The following is a 19,681-nucleotide window of genomic DNA, read 5'->3' on the forward strand; positions in this document are numbered from 1 at the left end:
CTCACATCCGGAAGAGGCCGAAGGAGGTCTCCGGCAAAGGGGTGCGGGAGACGACGTCGAGCGCCAGGCCCAGGATGGTGCGGGTATCGGCGGGATCGATGACGCCGTCATCCCAGAGCCGGGCCGTGGAGTAGTAGGGGCTGCCCTGTTCCTCGTACTGCCGCCGGATGGGGGCCTTGAACTCCTCTTCGTCCTGTTCCGGCCATTCATCGCCGGCGGCCTCGTACTGGTCCCGCTTCACGGTGGCCAGGACGCTGGCGGCCTGGTTTCCACCCATGACGGAAATCCGCGCGGCGGGCCACATCCACAGGAACCGCGGGGAGTAGGCCCGGCCGCACATGGAGTAGTTGCCGGCGCCAAAGGAGCCGCCGATGACCACGGTCAGTTTGGGGACCCGGGCGGTGGCAACGGCGGTGACCATCTTGGCGCCGTTCTTGGCGATGCCACCCTGCTCGGCGTCCCTGCCCACCATGAACCCGGAGATGTTCTGCAGGAACACCAGGGGGATGCCGCGCTGGTCGCACAGCTCGATGAAATGGGCGCCCTTAAGGGACGATTCGCTGAACAGCACCCCGTTGTTGGCCACGATTCCCACCGGGTGCCCCTCGATCCGGGCGAACCCCGTGACCAGGGTGGTGCCGTAGTCCTTCTTGAATTCGTGGAACCTGCTGCCGTCCACCAGCCGGGAGATGACCTCGTGGACGTCGTAGGGGGCGTTGACGTCCGTGGGCACGGCGCCATAGAGCCCATCCGGGTCCAAGGCCGGTTCGACGGCTGGTTCCACCTGCCAGGCAGGGGCGGCGGGGGGCGGCAGGGTGGCCACGATGTCGCGGATGATCTGCAGGGCATGTTCGTCGTTTTCGGCCAGGTGGTCCGTGACCCCGGAGACCCGGGAGTGCACGTCGCCGCCGCCCAGCTCCTCCGCCGTGACGATCTCGCCGATTGCAGCCTTCACCAGCGGCGGCCCGCCGAGGAAGATGGTGCCTTGGTTGCGGACGATGACGGTCTCGTCGCTCATGGCCGGGACGTAGGCTCCGCCGGCCGTGCAGGACCCCATGACGGCTGCGATCTGCGGGATCTTGGCGGCGGAGAGGCGGGCCTGGTTGTAGAAGATGCGGCCAAAGTGGTCCTTGTCCGGGAATACTTCATCCTGCTTGGGCAGGAAAGCGCCGCCGGAGTCCACCAGGTAGATGCACGGCAGCCTGTTCTCCAGGGCGATCTCCTGGGCGCGGAGGTGCTTCTTCACCGTCATCGGGTAATAGGTGCCGCCCTTGACGGTTGCGTCATTCGAGATCACCAGGACCTGCCTGCCGTGGACCAGGCCAATGCCGGCGATGACCCCGGCGCCGGGCGCTTCGTCGTCGTACATTCCGTTGGCCGCCAGCGGCGCAATCTCCAGGAAGGGGCTTCCATCGTCCAGCAGCTGGTCGATCCGGTCGCGCGACAGGAGCTTGCCGCGGGCCATATGGCGCTCGCGCGACTTCTGCGGGCCGCCCAGTGCGGCGTCCGCCAGCCTTTTCCTCAGGTCCCCGGCGAGCGAGAGCTGCGCTTCCCGGTTGGTTCGGAAGGACTCGCTTGCTGCATCAAGCCGGGTGGCAAGGGTCTCCATTGACGGTCCGTCCTTGTATTGACCGGGTGGCCTCAATGCCAACTCGGTTAGTGTCTAATAACTGAAATTCAGGTTAGCCGCGATTAACTGTGATGTCCAACACACCACCGGCTTGCTAGACTCTGCGTCGGTCCTAGGAGGAAAAGTGGCCAGCACAGAAACACAACCCAGCAACGCCCGGCAGCCGACCGTCGCGCAGCCCGCCCCGACCACCCAGCGCGGCAGGGCCAAGGAAAACCGGCGGCAGGCGTTGCTGGCAGCTGCCGCCTCACTGTTCGCCCTGAACGGTTTCAACCGTGTCTCGCTGGAGGACCTGGGGGCTGCTGCAGGAGTCAGCGGGCCGGCCGTGTACCGCCACTTTTCCGGCAAGCAGGCCGTCCTCGCCGACCTGCTGGTCACCGTGAGCCAGGAACTGCTGGACGGCGGGCGCCAGGTGGCGGAAAACACTGCCGATCCCCTGGCTGCGCTGCGCCGCCTGGTGGAGTTCCAGGTGGACTTCGCCCTCGGCAAGCCGGATGTGATCCGGGTGCAGGACCGCGACTTCAGCAACCTGTCGGAACGCGACCAGTTGGCGGTGCGCACCCTGCAACGCAGCTATGTGGAGGTATGGGTCGACGTCCTGGCCAAGGTGCATCCAGGAATTGATCCTGCGGAACTGCGCATGCGGGCGCACGCCACCTTTGGCCTCATCAATTCCACTCCGCATTCCGTCCGCACGCACGGCAGGCGGATGGCCGTCGGGGTGGCCCGGCCCCTGCTGGAACGCATGGCACTGGCCGCGCTGACGGTGCCCTCGGCCTGACCCGCCCGGCACGGGGCACCACACGAACGGCCTCGGCCCGCACAACCGGCCCCGGGCAGCGCCGCTTATGCGGGTTGGGGCCGGTGATGTGCAGGTCAGGACGCGTTAGACCATCGTGAGCACCATCCCGGGCTCGGCCAGGATGGCTCCGACGTCGGCCAGGAACCGCGAACCCTGCTCCCCGTCCACCAGGCGGTGGTCGAAGGACAGGCTCAGCGTGAGCACCTGGCGCAGCGCCACCTCGCCGCGGTATTCCCACGGAAGGGTCCGGACTGCACCCAGGCCCAGGATGGCGGCCTCGCCGGGATTGAGGATGGGGGTGCCGGCGTCGATGCCGAAGACGCCGATGTTGGTGATGGAGATGGTGCCGCCGGACAGATCTGCTGGGGCCGTCTTTCCGGCCCGCGCGGTTTCCGCGAGCGCCGTCAGGGCCTGGGCCAGCTCAGGGAGCGCCAGCGCGTCAGCGTCCTTGACATTGGGAACGGTGAGTCCCCTCGGCGTGGCGGCCGCGATACCCAGGTTCACGTAGTTGAAGGTGATGATTTCCTGGTTTCCCTCGTCCCAGCGCGAGTTCAGGGCCGGGTTGCGGCGCAGGGCGATGAGGACTGCCTTGGCCGCGAGCGTCAACGGGGTGAGTTTGATGCCCGCGAACGCCCTGCTGTTCTTGAGTGTGGCCAGCAGCTCGAGGCTCGGCGTGACGTCCACGGTGAGGAACTCGGTGGCGTGCGGCGCGGTGAACGCGCTGTGCACCATCGCCGCGGCGGTGTGTTTGCGCACGCCCTTGATGGGGGTCCGCGTCTCCCGCGCACCGGGGCGGGTTGCAACGTCTTTCGGCGCCGGTCCGGCCGCGGGCGCCGGTCCTTCCGGCTGTCCGGCGAACCCCTGGACGTCATCGCGGGTGATGAGGCCGCCCGGGCCGGTGCCGCGGACCTGGGCCAGGTCCAGGCCGAGGTCCTTGGCCAGCTTGCGGACCGGAGGCGTGGACCGCGGACGTTCCACGGGCTTGGTGTCGACGAGCTCAGCCACCGGGGAGCTGATTACCGCGGGCTTGGTGCCGGCGGGCTCGACCGTCGGGGAGCTGGTTCCGGCAGGCGCGGCCGCCGGCGCAAAATTCCTGGGCCGGCGGGCCGGCCGGCCGGCCGCTTCAACGACCGCGCCGTACCCCACCAGATTCGGTTCCCTCTTCGGCGTTACCGCAGTGGACTCCCCTTCCCCGGCCGCCAAGCCGGCGGACGGCTGCGACGGTGACGCCCCGGCGTCGTCCGGAACTTCGAAGGAGACGATCGGCTTGCCCACCTCCACCACGGACCCGGGCTGTTCGTGGAGCTCCTTGATGACCCCGGCGAACGGTGACGGCAGTTCCACCACGGCTTTGGCGGTTTCAACTTCGGCGATGACCTGGTTCAGGCTGACGGTGTCGCCAACGTCCACTTTCCAGCTGAGGATTTCTGACTCGGTGAGTCCCTCGCCCAGGTCCGGGAGGCGGAATTCCTTGATCATGGTGGCACTCATCCTTCCAGCCCGCTCAGGGAATTGGGGCGGCCCAGGGCACGGTCCACGCCGTCAAGGATGCGGTCCAGGCCCGGCAGGTGGTGCATTTCCAGCTTTGAGTAGGGGTAGGGGATGTCGAAGCCGGTCACCCGGACGGGGGCGGCCTCGAGGTGGTAGAAGCACCGCTCGGTAATGCTTGCCGCAACTTCCGCGCCCAGGCCGCCGGACTGTCCGGCCTCGTGCGTCACCACCAGGCGCCCGGTCTTCCGGACGGAGGCCACCACCGGTTCGTAGTCCACGGGGGCCAGCGAGCGCAGGTCGATGACTTCGATGGAAATGCCCTCGTCCGCCGCTGCGGAGGCAGCATCCAGCGCGGTCTTGACCAAGGGCCCGTAAGCCACAAGTGTGACGTCGCGGCCGGTGGTCAATACCCGGGCCTTGTCCATGGGCAGGGCAGCATGTGAGTCAACGGACTCGTCCACGTCACCCTTGTCGTGGTACCGGCGCTTGGGCTCGAAGTACAGGACGGGGTCGTCGCAGGCGATGGCCTGCTGGATGACGGTGTAGGCATCCTGGGGGTTCGCCACAGTCACCACGCGCAGTCCGGAGGTGTGGGTGAAATACGCTTCCGGGGATTCGGAGTGGTGTTCGGGCGAGCCAATGCCGCCACCGAACGGGACCCTGATGGTGATGGGCATCTTCACGGCGCCGCGGGTGCGGTAGTGCAGCTTTGCCACCTGGCTGACGATCTGGTCGAACGCCGGATAGATGAACCCATCGAACTGGATTTCCACCACGGGCCGGTATCCCCGGTAGGCCAGGCCAACGGCCGTGCCCACAATCGCGGACTCCGCCAGCGGCGTGTCCACCACCCGGTGCGTGCCAAAGTCCTTTTGCAGGCCATCCGTCACCCGGAAGACACCACCCAGGGCACCGATGTCCTCACCCAGGAGCACCACCTTGGAGTCGTTCTCCAGCGACTTGCGCAGCCCGGCGTTGATGGCGCGGGCAAAGGTCAACTGGGTCATCAGCGTGCACCTTCCTCGGAAACGGCTCCTGCGGGATCGCCGAAGGAGGCCAGGTAGCGGGCGTAGTGGTCCTGCTGGCGTTCCAGCCAGGAATTGGGGGTGCTGTAGACATGTTTGAAGATGTCCATGGGCTGCGGATCCGGCATGGTGGTGCATCCGCGGCGCATCTGCGCCGCAACGGTGTCGGCCTTGTCCTTGACCTGCTGCTGCAGCCCGTCGGTCAGGAGGCCCTTGCGCTCCAGGAGGGCGGCCAGCCTGGCGATGGGGTCCTTGGCGGCCCAGTCCTCGAGTTCGTTGGGATCGCGGTACCTCGTGGGGTCATCCGCCGTGGTGTGCGGGCCCATGCGGTAGCTGACGGCCTCGATGAACGTGGGTCCACCGCCCCGACGGGCCCGGTCCAGCGCGAGCCGGGTGGCAGCCATGACTGCCAGGACGTCATTGCCGTCCACCCGCAGGCTGGGGATGCCGAAGCCGGCGGCCCGGTCTGCGAGGTGGATGTGGGACTGGAGCCGCACAGGCTCGGAAATTGCCCAGTGGTTGTTGGTGCAGAAGAACACCACCGGGGCCTGGTAGCTGGCGGCGAACACCATGGCCTCGTTCACGTCGCCCTCGCTGGTGGCGCCGTCGCCGAAGTAGGTGACCGCCACGGCGTCGGCTCCGTCATTCTGGATACCCATGGCATAGCCGGTGGCGTGCAGGGTCTGGGCGCCGATGATGATCTGCGGCGTGGCCATATTGATGCTGTAGGGGTCCCAGCCGCCGGAGGCGTTGCCTCGCCATACCCGCAGGAGGTCGGTCAGGTCCACGCCCCGGCAGTAGGCCACGCCGTTCTCGCGGTAGCTGGAGAACACAAAATCGTCCGCCCTCAGGGCCCGTCCGGAGCCGATCTGGGCTGCCTCCTGGCCCAGGAGCGGCGGCCACAAGGCGAGTTCCCCCTGGCGTTGCAGGGCGGTGGCTTCCACGTCGATCCTGCGGATGACGGTCATGTCCTCATAGAGGGAACACAACTGTTCGTCGGTAATGTCCTTCACCCAGAGGTCGAACTCCGGATGGCTGATGCGTTCACCCGAAGGGGTGAGCAACTGGAGAAGTTCCTGTCCCGGAGCGGAATCTCCCCCGCTGTGCGGGGTTTTTGCACCGCCATGGCCCGTTTCGTCTGTAGACACGATTGCCGCAACCTTCGTACGTCGTTGACCGTGGTTTTGCGGGCTTTTGGCCCCTGCCGCCACCGGCCTTCCGGGCGTCATTGCCCCAGATACTGTGACCCTACTCACAACACCCAGGGGGTACAACCACTCCGGGAATTTTTGAGCAGAGTGCCCTGTCGGGCGTCCCCGCACCGTGCTAGCGTTGCGCATTATGCGAGCTTTGGATGGCACTGACACCCGCCTGCTGTCGGCGATGGCGCAGGATCCGCGGCGTACGGTGGTGGCTCTCGCCCAGAAGCTTGGCCTGTCCCGCAACACGGTCCAGGCACGCATGGCGCAGCTGGAGAAGAAGCATGTCTTCCTGTCCTTTGAACGGCGTATTAACCCGGCTGCGCTGGGGTATCCGCTGATGGCGTTCATCTCCGTCCATGTCCAGCAGCAGAAGCTTGGGCGGCTGGCGGAGGAGATCGCGGCCATCCCCGAAGTGCTGGAGGGATACGGGCTCACGGGTTCGGCGGATTTGCTGCTGCGCGTGGTGGCCCAGGATGCGGAGGACCTGTTCCGGATCAACGGCAAGATCCTGGCCTGCGACGGAGTGGAGCGGGCTGACACCGCGCTGGCGATGGGCGAACTGATCCCCTTCCGGGTGCAGCCCCTGTTGGAGCGGGGCTCCGAAGCAGGGTAGGAAGGGAGCGCGCCGGGTGCGGCTGGCACGACGGCGGCGGGCAGGGTTATAGGCTGGGTGCAGTCATGCGCCGGTCCGGAAGGCCCGGGTTGGTTCGCGGCGCCGGAGCGCCAGTTCGTTGAAAGGTCCCCCTTGAGCAGTCCCCAGGATCCGTACCAGCGCAGTCCCCAGGATCCGTACCTGCAGGGCCGGGCGGGCTACGGGCCGCAGCAGATTCCCCCCATGCCGGAGCAGCCGGCCCCGTTCGGACTTCCGGGGGAACCGCCGCAACAGCGCAGCCGGCGGAAGCTCTGGATCATTCTTGGCAGCATTGGCGGGGTTCTGCTGCTGGTGATTATCGGCGTCGTCATCCTGGTGAACGTGGTGGGCAGCGCCACCAACCAGGCCCGGGGACTCGCGGACGACTTCACCAAGAAGGTGATCGCCGGCGATACATCCAGCGCCTACGACGAATACCTCGACCCCGCCCTGCAGAAGCAGCTTTCCCGGGAAGCGTTTGTTTCCGGGGTGCGGAGCCTGGAAATGGACAGCTCCTGCAAGCCTGCCTACAACGACCTCAAGGTTGCCACGGAGAACGGGATGAAGTCGGCGGAGGTGGTGGGCCAGATCAGCTGCACGGGCAAGAAGGTTGACCTGGCGTACCGGTTCGAGGGCAACGACCGGCTCATGATGACGAGCATCAAACTGCGGCCTGCCTCATAAGGCGCACCGGACGGCTCCGGCCACAATTGCAAAGGGCACTGACCTTTTTACCCATCCGCCGCGTCCAATGGTCCGAATCGCTTCCGAGGGTCCCATCCGGGGACCCCGCAGCCGGCGGGAACAATGCTCCCGCCCTTTCGGAAGGATCCGGTCCATGCGCAACTCACCCAACCGCCTCGTCGCCACCATCTTCGGAGCCGTCTACCTGCTGGTGGGACTCCTGGGCTTCGCCGTCACGTCAGGCGTCGGTTTCGTTGCCACCGAAGGCGCGAACCTCATCATCTTCGAAGTCAATCCACTGCACAACGTCATCCACCTGGCCATCGGGGCAGCCCTGCTCTTCGCCGGCCTCCGCGGTACGGACACCGCCCGCACGGTCAATGCCAGCGTGGGCGCCGTCTACCTCCTGGTGGGCATCGTCGGCCTGTTCCTGCTGAATTCGCCGCTAAACATCATCGCCCTCAACGGTGCCGACAACGTCCTCCACCTTGCCAGCGCGGTGCTCCTCCTGGGCGTGGGCCTGTCCCTGGACAAGTCCCCGGCCACGGCCCGGGCCTAAGCATGGCGACCCCCGGCACGGCAGTACCCGGGACAACCGCAGCACCGGCGACGGCTGCCGCCGGGGCCGCGGCAGCACCGGACAGGACCCCGGCCAGCGCCCTCGACGTGTCCCCAGCGGCAGCCCCGGTACGGCTGCTCGCCGGCTTCGCCGGCTTTGGTGCCGGATCGGTAAACCTTGCGATCTCCTCCAGCATGTTCGCCGCGCCTGGCGCCATGGGACCCGCGCGGCTCCTGGCCGGAGTGCTGGCGGGGTTGTGGGGCGCGGCCCTGCTCGCCGGAGCCGTCGTGTTCCTGGCCAGGGAGCGGCCGGCGGGCCACTGGACCCGGTACGCCCTGTCCGGCGCGGCTGTGGTCCATCTCGCCGCCATCGCTTTCGCTGCCTCCAGAGCCTCCGCAGCCTCCGCAGCCTCCGGCCTGAGCCTGACGCAGCTCTCCGCGCTGCTGCTCACCCTGATGGCCATCGCCTCCATCGGCTGGCTCCGGCGGTCCGGGGAACGGCGGCAGCACAAGGACACTCCCCCGCAGCCCGTCGGAATGCGGCCGGGCCGGCTCCTGCTAGCAGCGTTCGCCGGCGCCGTGCTGGTGGCCGCCATAGCGACGCCGGGACTCGCCGCATCAACGGCCGGCCAGTACGCAGTACCGCACGGTGGCCACGGCACCCCGGCACCGGGCGGCCACCACCAGCGGTAAACCCGCGCCGGGGACCGGGCAGCGACCCCGGTCCCGGCACCGAAAGAGCCTCCATGCCGCAGTTTGGACTGCTCCAGTCCAGCGGCAGGAGGCTCTTCACGTTGTTGCCGGTCCATCACGGCCGGCGTCAGTAGGCCGGCGTCAGTAGGCCGGGTTCAGTGGGCCGGGGTCAGTGGTTCACGGCTTTTTCGGCCCCGATCCCCGTCAGTGACCGGACTTCCATCTCGGCCTGCTTGGCTGTGTCCTCCCGCTTCCGGTCCAGGGTGGTGCCCAGCCAGCCCAGGAAGAAGGCCAGCGGGATGGACACGATGCCCGGGTTGCTGAGCGGGAAGAGGGCGAAGTTGGCCCCCGGGATCATCGAGGTCTTGGCCCCCGAGACCACCGGGGAGAACACGATGAGCAGGATGGCCGCGGCCAAGCCGCCGTACATGCTCCATACCGCGCCCTGGGTGGTGAACTTCCGCCAGAACAGCGAGTAGATGATGGTGGGCAGGTTGGCGGAGGCAGCGACGGCGAAAGCCAGTGCCACCAGGAACGCGACATTCTGGCCGTTGGCGAAGATGCCGCCCAGAATGGCCAGGATGCCGATGACCACCACGGTGCGGCGTGCCACCCGGACCTCGGTGGCGGCGTCCGCCTTGCCCTTGGCGATGACGTTGGCGTAAATGTCATGCGCAAAGGAGGCGGCGGCCGTGATGGTCAGGCCTGCCACCACGGCGAGGATGGTGGCGAACGCCACGGCCGAGATGAAGCCCAGCAGCAGCGGTCCGCCAAGGTGGAATGCGAGCAACGGGGCGGCAGCGTTGACACCGCCGGGTGCCGATTTGATGGTGTCCGCTCCCACCAGGGCGGCAGCGCCGTAGCCCAGCACCAGGGTGAAGAGGTAGAACAGCCCGATCAGCCAGATGGACCAGACCACCGACTTGCGTGCTTCCTTGGCGGTGGGCACCGTGTAGAAGCGCATCAGCACGTGCGGCAGGGCTGCGGTGCCCAGGACCAGGGCAAGGCCCAGGGACATGAAGTCCAGCTTGGAGGTCTCGGTCTTGCCGTACTGCAGGCCGGGGTTGAGGACGGCCGGGTTGTTGGCGGTCTCCACGGCGCCGCCCAGCAGTGCCGAGAGGTTGAAGCCGTAAATGGCCAGCACCCAAAGGGTCATGACCGCGGCGCCGGCGATCAGCAGCATGGCCTTGATGATCTGGACCCAGGTGGTGCCCTTCATGCCGCCGATGAGGACATACATGATCATCAGGGCGCCGACGACGATGATCACCAACGCCTGGCCGCCCCAGTCGCTGATGCCCAGCAGGAGGGAGATCAGGCTGCCTGCGCCGGCCATTTGGGCCAGCAGGTAGAAGAAGCAGACGGCGAGGGTGGAAATGGCGGCGGCGATCCGGACGGGGCGCTGCCTCAGCCGGAAGGAGAGCACGTCCGCCATGGTGAACTTGCCGGTGTTGCGCAGCAGTTCGGCCACGAGCAGCAGTGCCACCAGCCAGGCCACCAGGAAGCCGATCGAGTACATGAACCCGTCGTAGCCGTTGATGGCAATGGCGCCGGTAATGCCCAGGAAGGAGGCCGCGGACAGGTAGTCGCCGGCGATGGCGGTGCCGTTCTGCGAGCCGGTGAAGGAGCGGCCTGCTGCATAGTAGTCGGCGGCGGTCTTGTTGTTGCGGCTGGCGCGGAACACGATCACCATGGTCACGGCCACGAACAGGCCGAAGATGCCCATGTTGAGCAGGGTGGTGTCCTTGAGCGCGGCGACGTCCACCGCAGCAGGAATTGAGATCATTTGTTGGCTCCGCCCACTCGGTTTCCGTGCTTATCGAATTCGTGCCCCTCGATCTCCTGCCGGATCTCCGAGGCGATGGGGTCCAGTTTCCGGTTGGAGTAGTGGACGTACCAGCCGGTGATGGCGAAGGTCGAAACGAACTGGAGCAGGCCCAGGATCAGGCCGATGTTGATGTTGCCCCAGACCTTGGTGGACATGAATCCCACTGCATAGTCGGCGAGCAGCACGTAGGCGAAGTACCACAGCAGGAAGGCCACTGCCATGGGGAAAACAAAGCTGCGGTGCCGCCTGCGCAATTCCTGGAACTGCCCGGTCGACTGGACTTGTTCGAAGTCCACGGACGCCGCTGCGTCCGGAGTATGGGCATCATTACCCATCGTTCCTCCTCATTGAGTTGCCGGTACACACCGGGCGGCAGGCCCGGGTGGACACCGCAGATGTGACACCAATCACTCTGCCGCCCACCGGCCTGTCCCTTCCAGAACTTCGCCGCCCACGGTCGCTCAACGGTTGCGATGCTGCGGCAAACGGCACCCCCCGCTACGCTGGGCACCATGCCGGACTCCCCCCTCCTCACCGCCGCGGCCGTGGCAGTGATCGCCATGGCGATTGCCGTCGTCGTCGGCGTGGGCCTGAAGGTGCTGCGATCCTTCCGGGAGCTGGGCACCGACGCCGAACGCGCCACCTACCACACCCTGCATGCCGCGTCCCAGGCCGGGCAGCACCTGCGGCGCGGCCTGAACCCTGCCGGCGCAGCGAAAGCCAGCCGCCAGCTGCGCACCCTGCTGGCCTGCGAGGCCCTGGCCATCATGGACACCTCAGGCGTCCTGGCCTGGGACGGGGGTGCCGAGGACATCAGGCCGCGCCTCATGGACCTCGCCGCGGACGTGCTGGGCTCGGGCCGGACCGCCGTCCTGCCCGCAGGGGCGGACGGAACGGGCGGCCGGCTTGCCGCCGTGATCGCCCCGGTGCGGGCCGGCACCCGCGTGGTGGGTGCCGTGGCCGCCTTCGCCCCGTCCGCCGGGGCCGGCCTGGTCCGGGCCACCGGCGAGGTTGCCGACTGGGTGGCCGTGCAGGTGGAACTCGCCGAGCTGGATGCCTCCCGGACACTGCTGATGGAAGCTGAGGTCCGGGCGCTGCGGGCCCAGATCAGTCCGCACTTCATCTACAACTCGCTCAACGCCATCGCGTCTTTCATCAACACCGATCCGCAGCGTGCCAGGGAGCTGGTGGTGGAGTTTGCGGATTTTACCCGCTACTCGTTCCGGCGGCACGGCGACTTCACCACCCTCGCGGAGGAGCTGCGCTGCATTGACCGCTACCTGCTGCTGGAGCGGGCCCGGTTCGGCGAGCGCGTCCAGGTCAGCCTGCGCGTCGCCCCCGAGGTGCTCAGCACCGTCATCCCGTTCCTCAGCCTGCAGCCGTTGGTCGAAAATGCCGTCCGGCATGGGCTGGAGGCCAAGGAAGGCCCCGGGCACATCAGCATCACGGCGGAGGACGCCGGTTCCTTCGCCGAGGTCACCATCGAGGACGACGGCGTGGGGATGGATCCGGAGCACCTCCGGTCGGTGCTGGCCGGCCACACGGACGGGGACCACGTGGGGCTGCGGAACGTCGATGCCCGGCTCCGCCAGGTGTACGGCAACGACCATGGGCTGGTGGTGGAAACGGCGCCGGGTGAGGGCACCCTGATCACCATGCGGGTGCCGAAGTCACAGCCCGGCCACGACGCGTGAGGCAGGACCTGCAGCTGGAAGTACCCTAGGAGCATGATTAACGTCCTCGTCGTTGATGATGAGCTGCCCGCCGTGGAGGAACTTGCTTTCCTGCTGGGCAGGGACGACCGCATCGGCAAGGTGCTGCGGGCGACGTCCGGCGCTGAAGCCCTCACGGCCCTGTCCGCGGGCAGCATCGATGCCGTATTCCTGGATATCCATATGCCCGCCGTCTCCGGGCTGGACATCGCCGCCGCCATTGCCCGCAGCAGCAGCCCGCCGGCCGTCGTCTTTGTCACCGCCGACGAGGACCATGCCCTGGCGGCCTTCGAACTCGCGGCCGTGGACTACCTGCTCAAACCCGTGCGCGCCGAGCGGCTGGCCCGTTCCGTGGGGCGGATCAGTGAACTGCGCGACGGCGGGACGGCACCGGAAATGATCACCGTCGACCAGGGCGGGACCACCAGGATGATCCGCCGCGACGATGTCACCTATGTCCAGGCCCAGGGCGACTACGCCCGGCTGCACACCGCCGACGCCAGCTACCTCATCCGGGTGCCGCTGGCCGACCTTGAGCAGCAGTGGGCGGACGCCGGCTTCATCCGCACCCACCGGTCCTACCTGGTGGCACTGAAGCATGTGTCCTCGATGAAGCTGGCCGCGGACGGGCCCCGCGTGACGGTGGCCGGCGCCGGCCTGCCCATCAGCCGCCGGCACCTGCCGATCGTGCGGGAGAAGCTGGAGGCCACCCGCATCAGGCCGCACGCATGACCCGCGTCCGGGTCACGGCCCCGCACGCGGCCGCCCGTCCTGCGGTGCGCGCCGGGCAGCGCAGCGGCGAATCGCGGGAAGCCGCGCAGGACTCCGAGGTGGGACAGGTGTTCGTCCGGTCCCTGATCAGGTCGCAGCTGCGGCTGGCCCTTGTGGTGGCCGGCGGCTTCCTGCTGATCCTGGCCGCGTTCCCCCTGGTCCTGCTGGCAGTGCCCGGCCTGGCCGATGCCCCCGTTGCCGGGATTCCGTTCGGCTGGCTCCTGCTGGGCGCGGGAATCTACCCGGTCATCGGCCTGAGCGCCTGGCTGTATGTGCGGACCGCCGCCCGCAACGAGGCGCGCTACCGCGACCTCGCCGGCGAGCAATGAGGCCCGCATGAACGCCGGGGCCGCCATCGCAGCCGTGGCGGTCGTGTCCCTCGCCACGGCCATTATCGGCTTTTACGGGCTGCGGATTTCCCGCACCACAGGTGACTTCTACGTTGCCTCCCGCACCGTCCGGCCCTGGTGGAATGCCTCGGCGATCGGCGGCGAGTACTTGTCCGCGGCCAGCTTCCTGGGGGTGGCCGGGCTCATCCTGCTCTCGGGGACGGATGCGGTCTGGTTCCCGGTGGGGTACACCGCCGGCTACCTGATGCTGCTGCTCTTCGTCGCGGCCCCGCTGCGCCGTTCCGGGGCCTACACCATTCCGGACTTCACCGAGTCCCGGCTGGCATCCCGGGCCGTCCGGCGGGTGACCAGCCTCGTGGTGGTGATGGTCGGCTGGCTGTACATCGTGCCTCAGCTGCACGGTGCTGCCCTGACCATCCAGATCGCCACCGGCCTGCCGTCCTGGGTGGGTTCGGTGGCCGTCGTCGTGGTGGTCTGCCTGACGGTGGTGGCCGGCGGCATGCGGTCCATCACGTTCGTCCAGGCCTTCCAGTACTGGCTGAAGCTGACCGCCCTCGCCGTGCCCATCCTGTTCATCATCTTCGTGCTGGCCGGACAGGGCACCGGACCGCAGTCCGCTCCGGCAGTCAACCCCACGGGACTGGCACCGGCGGGGCCCTACCAGAACGTTTCCCTGCTGGTGGCGCTGCTGTTCGGCACCCTGGGCCTGCCGCACGTGCTGGTACGCTTCTACACCAACCCGGACGGGCACTCCGCCCGCCGCACCACGCTGATCGTCCTGGGCCTGTTGTCCGTGTTCTACCTCTTCCCCACCGCCTACGGGCTGGTGGCCCGCACGTACGCGCCGGACCTGGCCCGCTCTGGACAGCCGGACGCCATGGTCCTGCGGTTGCCCGGCGAGCTCGTGGGTGGCATGGCGGGGGACCTGCTCTCGGCCCTGGTGGTGGCCGGGGCGTTCGCCGCGTTCCTCTCCACCACCTCCGGCCTGGTGGTGTCCCTGGCCGGTGTGATCAGCCAGGATGTGCTGGGCGGCAGCGTCCGCGGCTTCCGGCTGGCCGCCGTCGTCTCCGCGCTTGTCCCCCTTGGGTTTGCCTTCATGACCGGTTCCTCTGCCTTGGCCGGCAGCGTAGGCCTGGTGTTCGCGTTCACCGCCTCCACGGTGTGCCCGGTCCTGCTGCTGGGCATCTGGTGGCGCGGCCTGACAGACACGGGAGCCATCGCCGGGATGGTGACCGGCGGCCTGCTCTGCGGCGGGGCGATGATCGCCGGCGCCGTGTCCGGTCCGGGAACAGTGCCGGCGTGGCTGGCGCAGCCGGCGGCCTGGAGCGTGCCTGCCGCCTTCGCCGTCATGGTGATCGTGTCCAGGGCCACCGCCCACCGCATTCCCGCCACCATGCCGCGGATCATGACCAGGCTGCATACCCCGGAACGGCCGCTGGCGACGGAGCGGTGGTCGGGAGGACAATAGCGCCATGTCCAGCGAGGAGGGCGCGCAGTCCCGGCAGCCAGGCGGGGTCCCGGCCTCCGTGCGTGCCCAGCTGCTCGCCACGGAACACTGGGGCCTGCTGGCATCGCGCAGCACGGCCCAAGGCGAGGTGCTGACGCGGATCAGCATGTTCCTGACCTTCACGTCGGCAAGCGTGGTCAGCATGGCGCTGGTGGGCCAGGCCACCGGGTTTTCCGCGGCCTTCGTGCTGCTCGCCGTGGTGGTCCTGTTCATCGACACGGCGATCGGGCTCCTGACCCAGCTGCGGGTGATGAACGTGGCGCACGAGGACCTCATGTACGTCACCGCCATGAACCGGCTGCGGGCGGCCTACGTTGACCTAGACCCGGGCGTGGCGCCGTACCTGATGGCGGCGCACCATGACGATGAGGCAGGTTCGAAGCGGACCTATTACTTTTTCGGGAACCGCGGCAGCTTCAGCCATGTGGCGGGCAGCAGCATGATCTTCATGACGACGGCGAACGCTGCCTTGATTGCCATTCTGGCCGGGCTGCTGGTGACGCTGGCGGGGGCGGGCACGGCGGCCGCGCTCGTGGCGGGCGCGGTGTGCGGAGCCGCATTCCTGGTGGTCTCGGCCGTCCGCGGCTACCGCGGCTACCGCGGGGTGTGGCGCGGCTTCACGCCGCTTTCCCCGACTCCTCCTGCCGGGGAATAGCGGGACCCGGCCTGCTAGTCGATGGCCGCCATCAGCTCGACGACGCGGTCCAGGAAGGCATCGACCTGCGATTCCTCGTAGCCGTCGGCGCCCACCGCGGGGCGGAAGACGGCACGGCGCACGCTGTCAACGCTGAGCGGTTTGTCCTGTTCAAGGTAGGCGACGAGTTCGCGGCACAGCCGGTCGACGTCGTCGGTGTTGTAGCTGCGGGCCTTCTTCCTGCTGGGCCGCCGGAAGCGGTCGCCGTCGGGCCGGTGCAGCCGGCCGCGGAGGATGCCGGAGAGGTTTCCGATTTCGCGGAGCCAGGCTTCCTCCCCGTGGGCCGCGATCAGTTCATCGCGCTCCCGGCGGGCGAAGGCGTCTTCGAGCCGGTCCAGGGCCGCATCCACGACGGCGGCGGAGTAGCCGCCCTTGACGGGATCGAAGGACACCGCCCGCACGTCGGCGCTGTTCACGGGGTTCGTGGCGGAGCCAGGCGTTTCCAGGGAGATCCGCGCGCGCTGCAGGAACTGGTCCACCTGCTTGGCGTTGTACCCGTACTCGCCGCGCTGCACGCGCTCAAAGGACGCAGGGATCTGCCGATGAATGTCCAATGCCACTTCGATTCCTTCAGTGCTCTTCAGCCGTAGTGCTTCCGCACCAGTTTAGGGTGCCGCAGCCAGGGTGGGCGCCCGGGTCGTGTTTGTGTCAGCCGCCCGTGCGTGCCGCCGTGGAGGCGATTAGGCGCCAGCCACCATGCCGTACATGATGAACGCCACCGGTGAGGCGAAGACGATCGAATCCAGCCGGTCCATTACTCCCCCGTGGCCGGGCAGGATGCTGCTCATGTCCTTGACGCCGAGTTCGCGCTTGACCATGGACTCGGCAAGGTCCCCGGCGGTGGCCGCAGCGACGGTCCCGACGGCCAGCACCACGCCGACCCACCAGGGCTTGTCCAGCACGAAGAGTGCCGCCAGGACGCCGATCAGGGTGGCCCCGGCCACCGATCCCGCGAAGCCCTCCCAGGACTTCTTGGGGCTGATCTTCGGTGCCATGGGGTGCTTTCCGAGGGACGCGCCCACCAGGTAGCCGAACGTATCGTTGGAGACCACCAGCAGCAGCATGACCGCGATCTCCCAGGCTCCGATGGGCGCAACACCCCCGGGCCACAGGCCCAGCGGAGTGGTGCCGGCGGCATGCAGCGGCAGGGCCGCGAAGCTAATGAAGAACGGCACCCAGCCCAGGGTGAAGACTCCGGCGAAGATGCTGTTGGCCGATCCGGCGGCGCTTTCGATCGAGCGCCACAGCAGGACCGCGACGGCGCTGAGCAGGAGGGCAAACAGCTGGCTCTCAATGCCGCCGAAGTAGGCGGCAAAGGGCATGGCCAGCGTGCCCGTCATCACCGGCACGATGGGCATCCTGGTGCCGTTGGCTTCCAGCGCGCGGTAGATCTCCCAGACGCCGAACACCGCAAAGGCGGTGACGATGGCGACGAAGGCCAGCGGCAGGAACAGCAGCCCGCCCAGGACACCGAGCAGCATGGCCAGGCCCACCACGACGGCGGCGGGCAGGTTCCTGCCGGCCTTTGGTGTCGGATTGCTCCTGGGCTGCTTCCCCCGCGCGCCGGCCCGTGAAGCCGGGGCCTGATCTGCCTGGCCCATCAGACTTCGAGCAGCTCTGCTTCCTTGCGCTTGAGCAGCTCATCAATGCCGTCAACGTGGGCCTTGGTCAGGCTGTCCAGTTCCTTCTCGGCGCGGTTGCCTTCGTCTTCGCCGGCTTCGCCGTCCTTGACCAGTCGGTCAAGGGTTTCCTTGGCCTTCCGGCGGATGTTGCGGATGGAGATCTTGGCGTCCTCGCCCTTGGTCTTAACGATCTTGACGTATTCCTTGCGGCGTTCCTTGGTCAGTTCAGGAATGGTGATCCTGATGACGTTGCCGTCGTTGGACGGGTTCGCGCCGACTTCGGAGTCACTCAGGGCACGTTCGATGTCGCGCATCGCCGACTTGTCGAAGGGGGTGATCAGGATGGTCCGGGCGTCCGGGATGGCGAAGGATGCCAGCTGCTGCAGGGGCGTGGGCGAGCCGTAGTAGTCCACCAGGACCTTGTTGTACAGGCCCGGGTTGGCGCGGCCGGTGCGGACGGAGGCGAAGTCTTCCTTGGCTACCTCGACGGCCTTGTCCATCTTTTCTTCGGCTTCGAGCAAGGTTTCTTCGATCACGGCTTCTCCTGACGGTTCTGGTGCGGTCCGGCGCGCCGGGCCCGTGCACTCACGTGGTTCTTTGTTGCTGTTTCCGTCCCCGCCGGAAAGGGCGGGGACGGAACTGTCCTGGAATCATCCTAGCCGGAGCTAGGCGGTGACCAGCGTGCCCAGCTTCTCGCCGAGGATGGCGCGGGTGACGTTGCCTTCACCCTCCATGCCGAACACCACCATGGACAGGTTGTTGTCCTTGCACATGGTCATGGCCGTCTGGTCCATCACCCGGATGTCGCGGCGCAGCGCGTCGTCGTAGCTGAGGGTTTCGAGCCGCTCCGCGGTGGGGTCCTTCTTGGGGTCCGCGGTGTACACGGCATCGACGCCGCTCTTGGCCATCAGGACCACGTCGGCATGGACTTCCAGGGCCCGCTGGGCGGCAACGGTGTCGGTGGAGAAGTACGGCAGGCCGGCGCCGGCACCAAAGATGACCACGCGGCCCTTTTCCATGTGGCGGATGGCGCGGCGCGGGATGTAGGCCTCGGCCACCTGGCCCATGGTGATGGCGCTCTGGACACGGGTTTCCACGCCTGCCTGCTCAAGGAAGTCCTGCAAGGCCAGGCAGTTCATGACCGTTCCCAGCATGCCCATGTAGTCGGCGCGGGAGCGGTCCATGCCGCTTTGGGACAGTTCGGCGCCGCGGAAGAAGTTGCCTCCGCCCACCACGATGGCGACCTCCACCTGCGGGACGGCGGCGGCGATCTGCTTGGCAACGTCGCGGACGGTTTCGGGATCGACACCCAGTTTCCCGCCGCCGAAGACCTCGCCGGAGAGCTTCAGGAGGACCCGCCGCCGGCTCTTCTCTGAATGCGTGACAGTGTTGACGGCTTCCATGATGCCTTCCCGTTGGTGACTCTGAAAAAAGGGTATCCTGCCGGCTCCGGTGGTCGGAACCGGCCGCGCTCCGTGTGGACTGCGCGTGGGGTGGATTGTGAGCATGCAAAAGGGGCGGCCACCGAAGTGGCCACCCCTTGCAGTTCGACTAGGAGCCGACGCGGAAACGCGTGAACGCGGTTCCCTTGACACCGGCCTCTTCGAGGACCTGTGCCACTGACTTCTTGGCGTCCTTGGCAAATGCCTGGTCGACCAGGACCTCACCCTTGTAGAAGCCGGTCACGCGGCCTTCCACGATCTTGGTGAGGGCGGCCTCGGGCTTGCCCTCGGCCTTGGCGGTCTCTTCGGCGATGCGGCGCTCGGACTCGACGAGCTCGGCCGGAACGTCCTCACGGGTGAGGTAGTTCGGAGCCATGGCGGCGATGTGGACGGCGACGTCGTGGGCGGCGGTTGCGGCTGCTTCGCCTTCACCGTCGACAGCGAACAGCACGCCAACCTGGGCCGGGAGGTCCTTGGAGGTCTTGTGCAGGTAAGCGTCAACGGTTGCACCCTCGATGCGGGAGATCCGGCGGACAACAACCTTTTCGCCCAGGATGGCGCCCTCTTCGACGACGACCTCGGACAGCGGCTTGCCGTCGACATCGGTGGCGAGCAGGGTCTCGAGGTCGGCAGCGCCGGACTCGACGGCGACGGCCAGGACCTTGTCGGCCAGCTGGATGAACTTGTCAGCCTTGGCCACGAAGTCGGTCTCGCAGTTGACCTCGATCATGACGCCAACGCCGTTGCTGACCTTGGCAGCCACGAGGCCTTCGGCGGTGGAACGGCCTTCGCGCTTGGTGGCGCCCTTGAGGCCCTTGATGCGGATGATCTCGATGGCCTTCTCGGCGTCACCGTTGGCTTCGTCAAGAGCCTTCTTGACGTCCATCATGCCGGCGCCGGTGCGCTCACGCAGGGCCTTGATGTCCGCGGCAGTGTAGTTCGCCATGTGAACCCCTCTGTCTAGAAATGTGTGGTGGTGTGTACGGACCGACAGGACGGCAGCCCACGGGGGTGGGCTGCCATCCTGTCAGCAGCTCCG

At 67.5% G+C, this 19,681-nt stretch carries 21 protein-coding genes; 10 read left to right on the plus strand and 11 right to left on the minus strand.

What is annotated here, in order from left to right:
• Position 1 precedes the first annotated feature (1 nt).
• Positions 2 to 1,609: a carboxyl transferase domain-containing protein gene (locus RM50_RS11915; protein WP_043452838.1), complete on the minus strand. Its 1,608-nt coding sequence runs from the start codon at positions 1,607 to 1,609 to the stop codon at positions 2 to 4.
• Between the two features lie 145 nt (positions 1,610 to 1,754).
• On the opposite strand from RM50_RS11915, the gene RM50_RS11920 reads away from it, so the two are divergent.
• Positions 1,755 to 2,411 carry an SACE_7040 family transcriptional regulator gene (locus RM50_RS11920; RefSeq protein ID WP_043452840.1) on the plus strand — a complete coding sequence of 219 codons (657 nt, stop codon included), beginning with the start codon at positions 1,755 to 1,757 and terminating at the stop codon, positions 2,409 to 2,411.
• A 105-nt stretch (positions 2,412 to 2,516) separates the two neighbouring features.
• On the opposite strand, the gene RM50_RS11925 is transcribed toward RM50_RS11920, so the two are convergent.
• The 3 genes from RM50_RS11925 to pdhA are packed head-to-tail and all read right to left on the minus strand — an operon-like array spanning position 2,517 to position 6,096.
• On the minus strand, positions 2,517 to 3,911 hold the full coding sequence (locus RM50_RS11925; protein ID WP_082007064.1) for a dihydrolipoamide acetyltransferase family protein: 1,395 nt from the start codon (positions 3,909 to 3,911) through the stop codon (positions 2,517 to 2,519).
• An 8-nt stretch (positions 3,912 to 3,919) separates the two neighbouring features.
• A complete protein-coding gene (locus tag RM50_RS11930) occupies positions 3,920 to 4,930 on the minus strand; it encodes an alpha-ketoacid dehydrogenase subunit beta (RefSeq protein ID WP_043452844.1) in 1,011 nt (336 codons plus the stop codon).
• The gene (gene pdhA / locus RM50_RS11935; protein ID WP_043452846.1) at positions 4,930 to 6,096 is read right to left on the minus strand and encodes a pyruvate dehydrogenase (acetyl-transferring) E1 component subunit alpha; all 1,167 of its coding nucleotides are present in this window, start codon (positions 6,094 to 6,096) and stop codon (positions 4,930 to 4,932) included. The genes RM50_RS11930 and pdhA overlap by 1 nt, the downstream gene beginning before the upstream one ends.
• Before the next feature lie 193 nt (positions 6,097 to 6,289).
• Between pdhA and RM50_RS11940 the strand changes: the two genes are divergently transcribed.
• From RM50_RS11940 to RM50_RS11955, 4 genes are all read left to right on the plus strand, one after another.
• Complete coding sequence (locus tag RM50_RS11940) at positions 6,290 to 6,763, plus strand: Lrp/AsnC family transcriptional regulator (RefSeq protein ID WP_043452848.1); 474 nt, start codon at positions 6,290 to 6,292, stop codon at positions 6,761 to 6,763.
• A gap of 132 nt (positions 6,764 to 6,895) precedes the next feature.
• On the plus strand, positions 6,896 to 7,465 hold the full coding sequence (locus RM50_RS11945) for a hypothetical protein (RefSeq protein WP_240471949.1): 570 nt from the start codon (positions 6,896 to 6,898) through the stop codon (positions 7,463 to 7,465).
• A gap of 154 nt (positions 7,466 to 7,619) precedes the next feature.
• On the plus strand, positions 7,620 to 8,024 hold the full coding sequence (locus tag RM50_RS11950; RefSeq protein ID WP_043452850.1) for a DUF4383 domain-containing protein: 405 nt from the start codon (positions 7,620 to 7,622) through the stop codon (positions 8,022 to 8,024).
• 2 nt (positions 8,025 to 8,026) lie between these two features.
• On the plus strand, positions 8,027 to 8,716 hold the full coding sequence (locus RM50_RS11955) for a hypothetical protein (RefSeq protein WP_240471950.1): 690 nt from the start codon (positions 8,027 to 8,029) through the stop codon (positions 8,714 to 8,716).
• 169 nt (positions 8,717 to 8,885) lie between these two features.
• On the opposite strand, the gene RM50_RS11960 is transcribed toward RM50_RS11955, so the two are convergent.
• Positions 8,886 to 10,502, minus strand: a complete 1,617-nt coding sequence (locus tag RM50_RS11960; RefSeq protein ID WP_043452853.1) for a solute symporter family protein — start codon at positions 10,500 to 10,502, stop codon at positions 8,886 to 8,888.
• Positions 10,499 to 10,879 carry a DUF485 domain-containing protein gene (locus tag RM50_RS11965; protein WP_043452855.1) on the minus strand — a complete coding sequence of 127 codons (381 nt, stop codon included), beginning with the start codon at positions 10,877 to 10,879 and terminating at the stop codon, positions 10,499 to 10,501. Before RM50_RS11965 ends, RM50_RS11960 begins: the two co-directional genes overlap by 4 nt.
• Before the next feature lie 177 nt (positions 10,880 to 11,056).
• Here RM50_RS11965 and RM50_RS11970 point away from each other — a divergent pair, with 177 nt between their 5' ends.
• Genes RM50_RS11970 through RM50_RS11990 form a run of 5 tightly spaced genes read left to right on the plus strand, consistent with a single transcriptional unit; the run spans position 11,057 to position 15,539 of the window.
• Positions 11,057 to 12,238: a sensor histidine kinase gene (locus tag RM50_RS11970; RefSeq protein ID WP_043452961.1), complete on the plus strand. Its 1,182-nt coding sequence runs from the start codon at positions 11,057 to 11,059 to the stop codon at positions 12,236 to 12,238.
• 33 nt (positions 12,239 to 12,271) lie between these two features.
• Positions 12,272 to 12,988 (plus strand): LytR/AlgR family response regulator transcription factor, encoded by a 717-nt coding sequence (locus RM50_RS11975; protein ID WP_043452856.1) that lies wholly within the window; start codon positions 12,272 to 12,274, stop codon positions 12,986 to 12,988.
• On the plus strand, positions 12,985 to 13,356 hold the full coding sequence (locus RM50_RS11980; protein ID WP_043452857.1) for a membrane protein: 372 nt from the start codon (positions 12,985 to 12,987) through the stop codon (positions 13,354 to 13,356). Before RM50_RS11975 ends, RM50_RS11980 begins: the two co-directional genes overlap by 4 nt.
• A gap of 7 nt (positions 13,357 to 13,363) precedes the next feature.
• Entirely contained in the window at positions 13,364 to 14,845 is a 1,482-nt protein-coding gene (locus RM50_RS11985; protein WP_043452859.1) for a cation acetate symporter, read from the plus strand.
• Between the two features lie 4 nt (positions 14,846 to 14,849).
• Positions 14,850 to 15,539: a hypothetical protein gene (locus RM50_RS11990; protein WP_043452861.1), complete on the plus strand. Its 690-nt coding sequence runs from the start codon at positions 14,850 to 14,852 to the stop codon at positions 15,537 to 15,539.
• 14 nt (positions 15,540 to 15,553) lie between these two features.
• Here the strand turns inward: RM50_RS11990 and RM50_RS11995 are convergent, their stop codons facing one another.
• The 5 genes from RM50_RS11995 to tsf all read right to left on the minus strand — a co-directional run bounded on the left by RM50_RS11995 (position 15,554) and on the right by tsf (position 19,588).
• Positions 15,554 to 16,138 carry a DivIVA domain-containing protein gene (locus RM50_RS11995; protein WP_043452862.1) on the minus strand — a complete coding sequence of 195 codons (585 nt, stop codon included), beginning with the start codon at positions 16,136 to 16,138 and terminating at the stop codon, positions 15,554 to 15,556.
• A gap of 120 nt (positions 16,139 to 16,258) precedes the next feature.
• Positions 16,259 to 17,179: a phosphatidate cytidylyltransferase gene (locus RM50_RS12000; protein ID WP_043452865.1), complete on the minus strand. Its 921-nt coding sequence runs from the start codon at positions 17,177 to 17,179 to the stop codon at positions 16,259 to 16,261.
• Positions 17,179 to 17,736, minus strand: coding sequence for a ribosome recycling factor (gene frr, locus RM50_RS12005; RefSeq protein ID WP_043452867.1), 558 nt, complete (start codon positions 17,734 to 17,736; stop codon positions 17,179 to 17,181). Before frr ends, RM50_RS12000 begins: the two co-directional genes overlap by 1 nt.
• A 129-nt stretch (positions 17,737 to 17,865) precedes the next feature.
• Positions 17,866 to 18,603, minus strand: a complete 738-nt coding sequence (gene pyrH, locus RM50_RS12010) for a UMP kinase (RefSeq protein WP_043452869.1) — start codon at positions 18,601 to 18,603, stop codon at positions 17,866 to 17,868.
• Between the two features lie 148 nt (positions 18,604 to 18,751).
• The gene (gene tsf / locus RM50_RS12015; RefSeq protein WP_043452871.1) at positions 18,752 to 19,588 is read right to left on the minus strand and encodes a translation elongation factor Ts; all 837 of its coding nucleotides are present in this window, start codon (positions 19,586 to 19,588) and stop codon (positions 18,752 to 18,754) included.
• Positions 19,589 to 19,681: the final 93 nt, after the last annotated feature.

Origin of the sequence: Pseudarthrobacter phenanthrenivorans, from assembly GCF_000813845.1 — a bacterium.
In the GTDB taxonomy this organism is placed as follows: Bacteria; Actinomycetota; Actinomycetes; order Actinomycetales; family Micrococcaceae; genus Arthrobacter; species Arthrobacter phenanthrenivorans_B.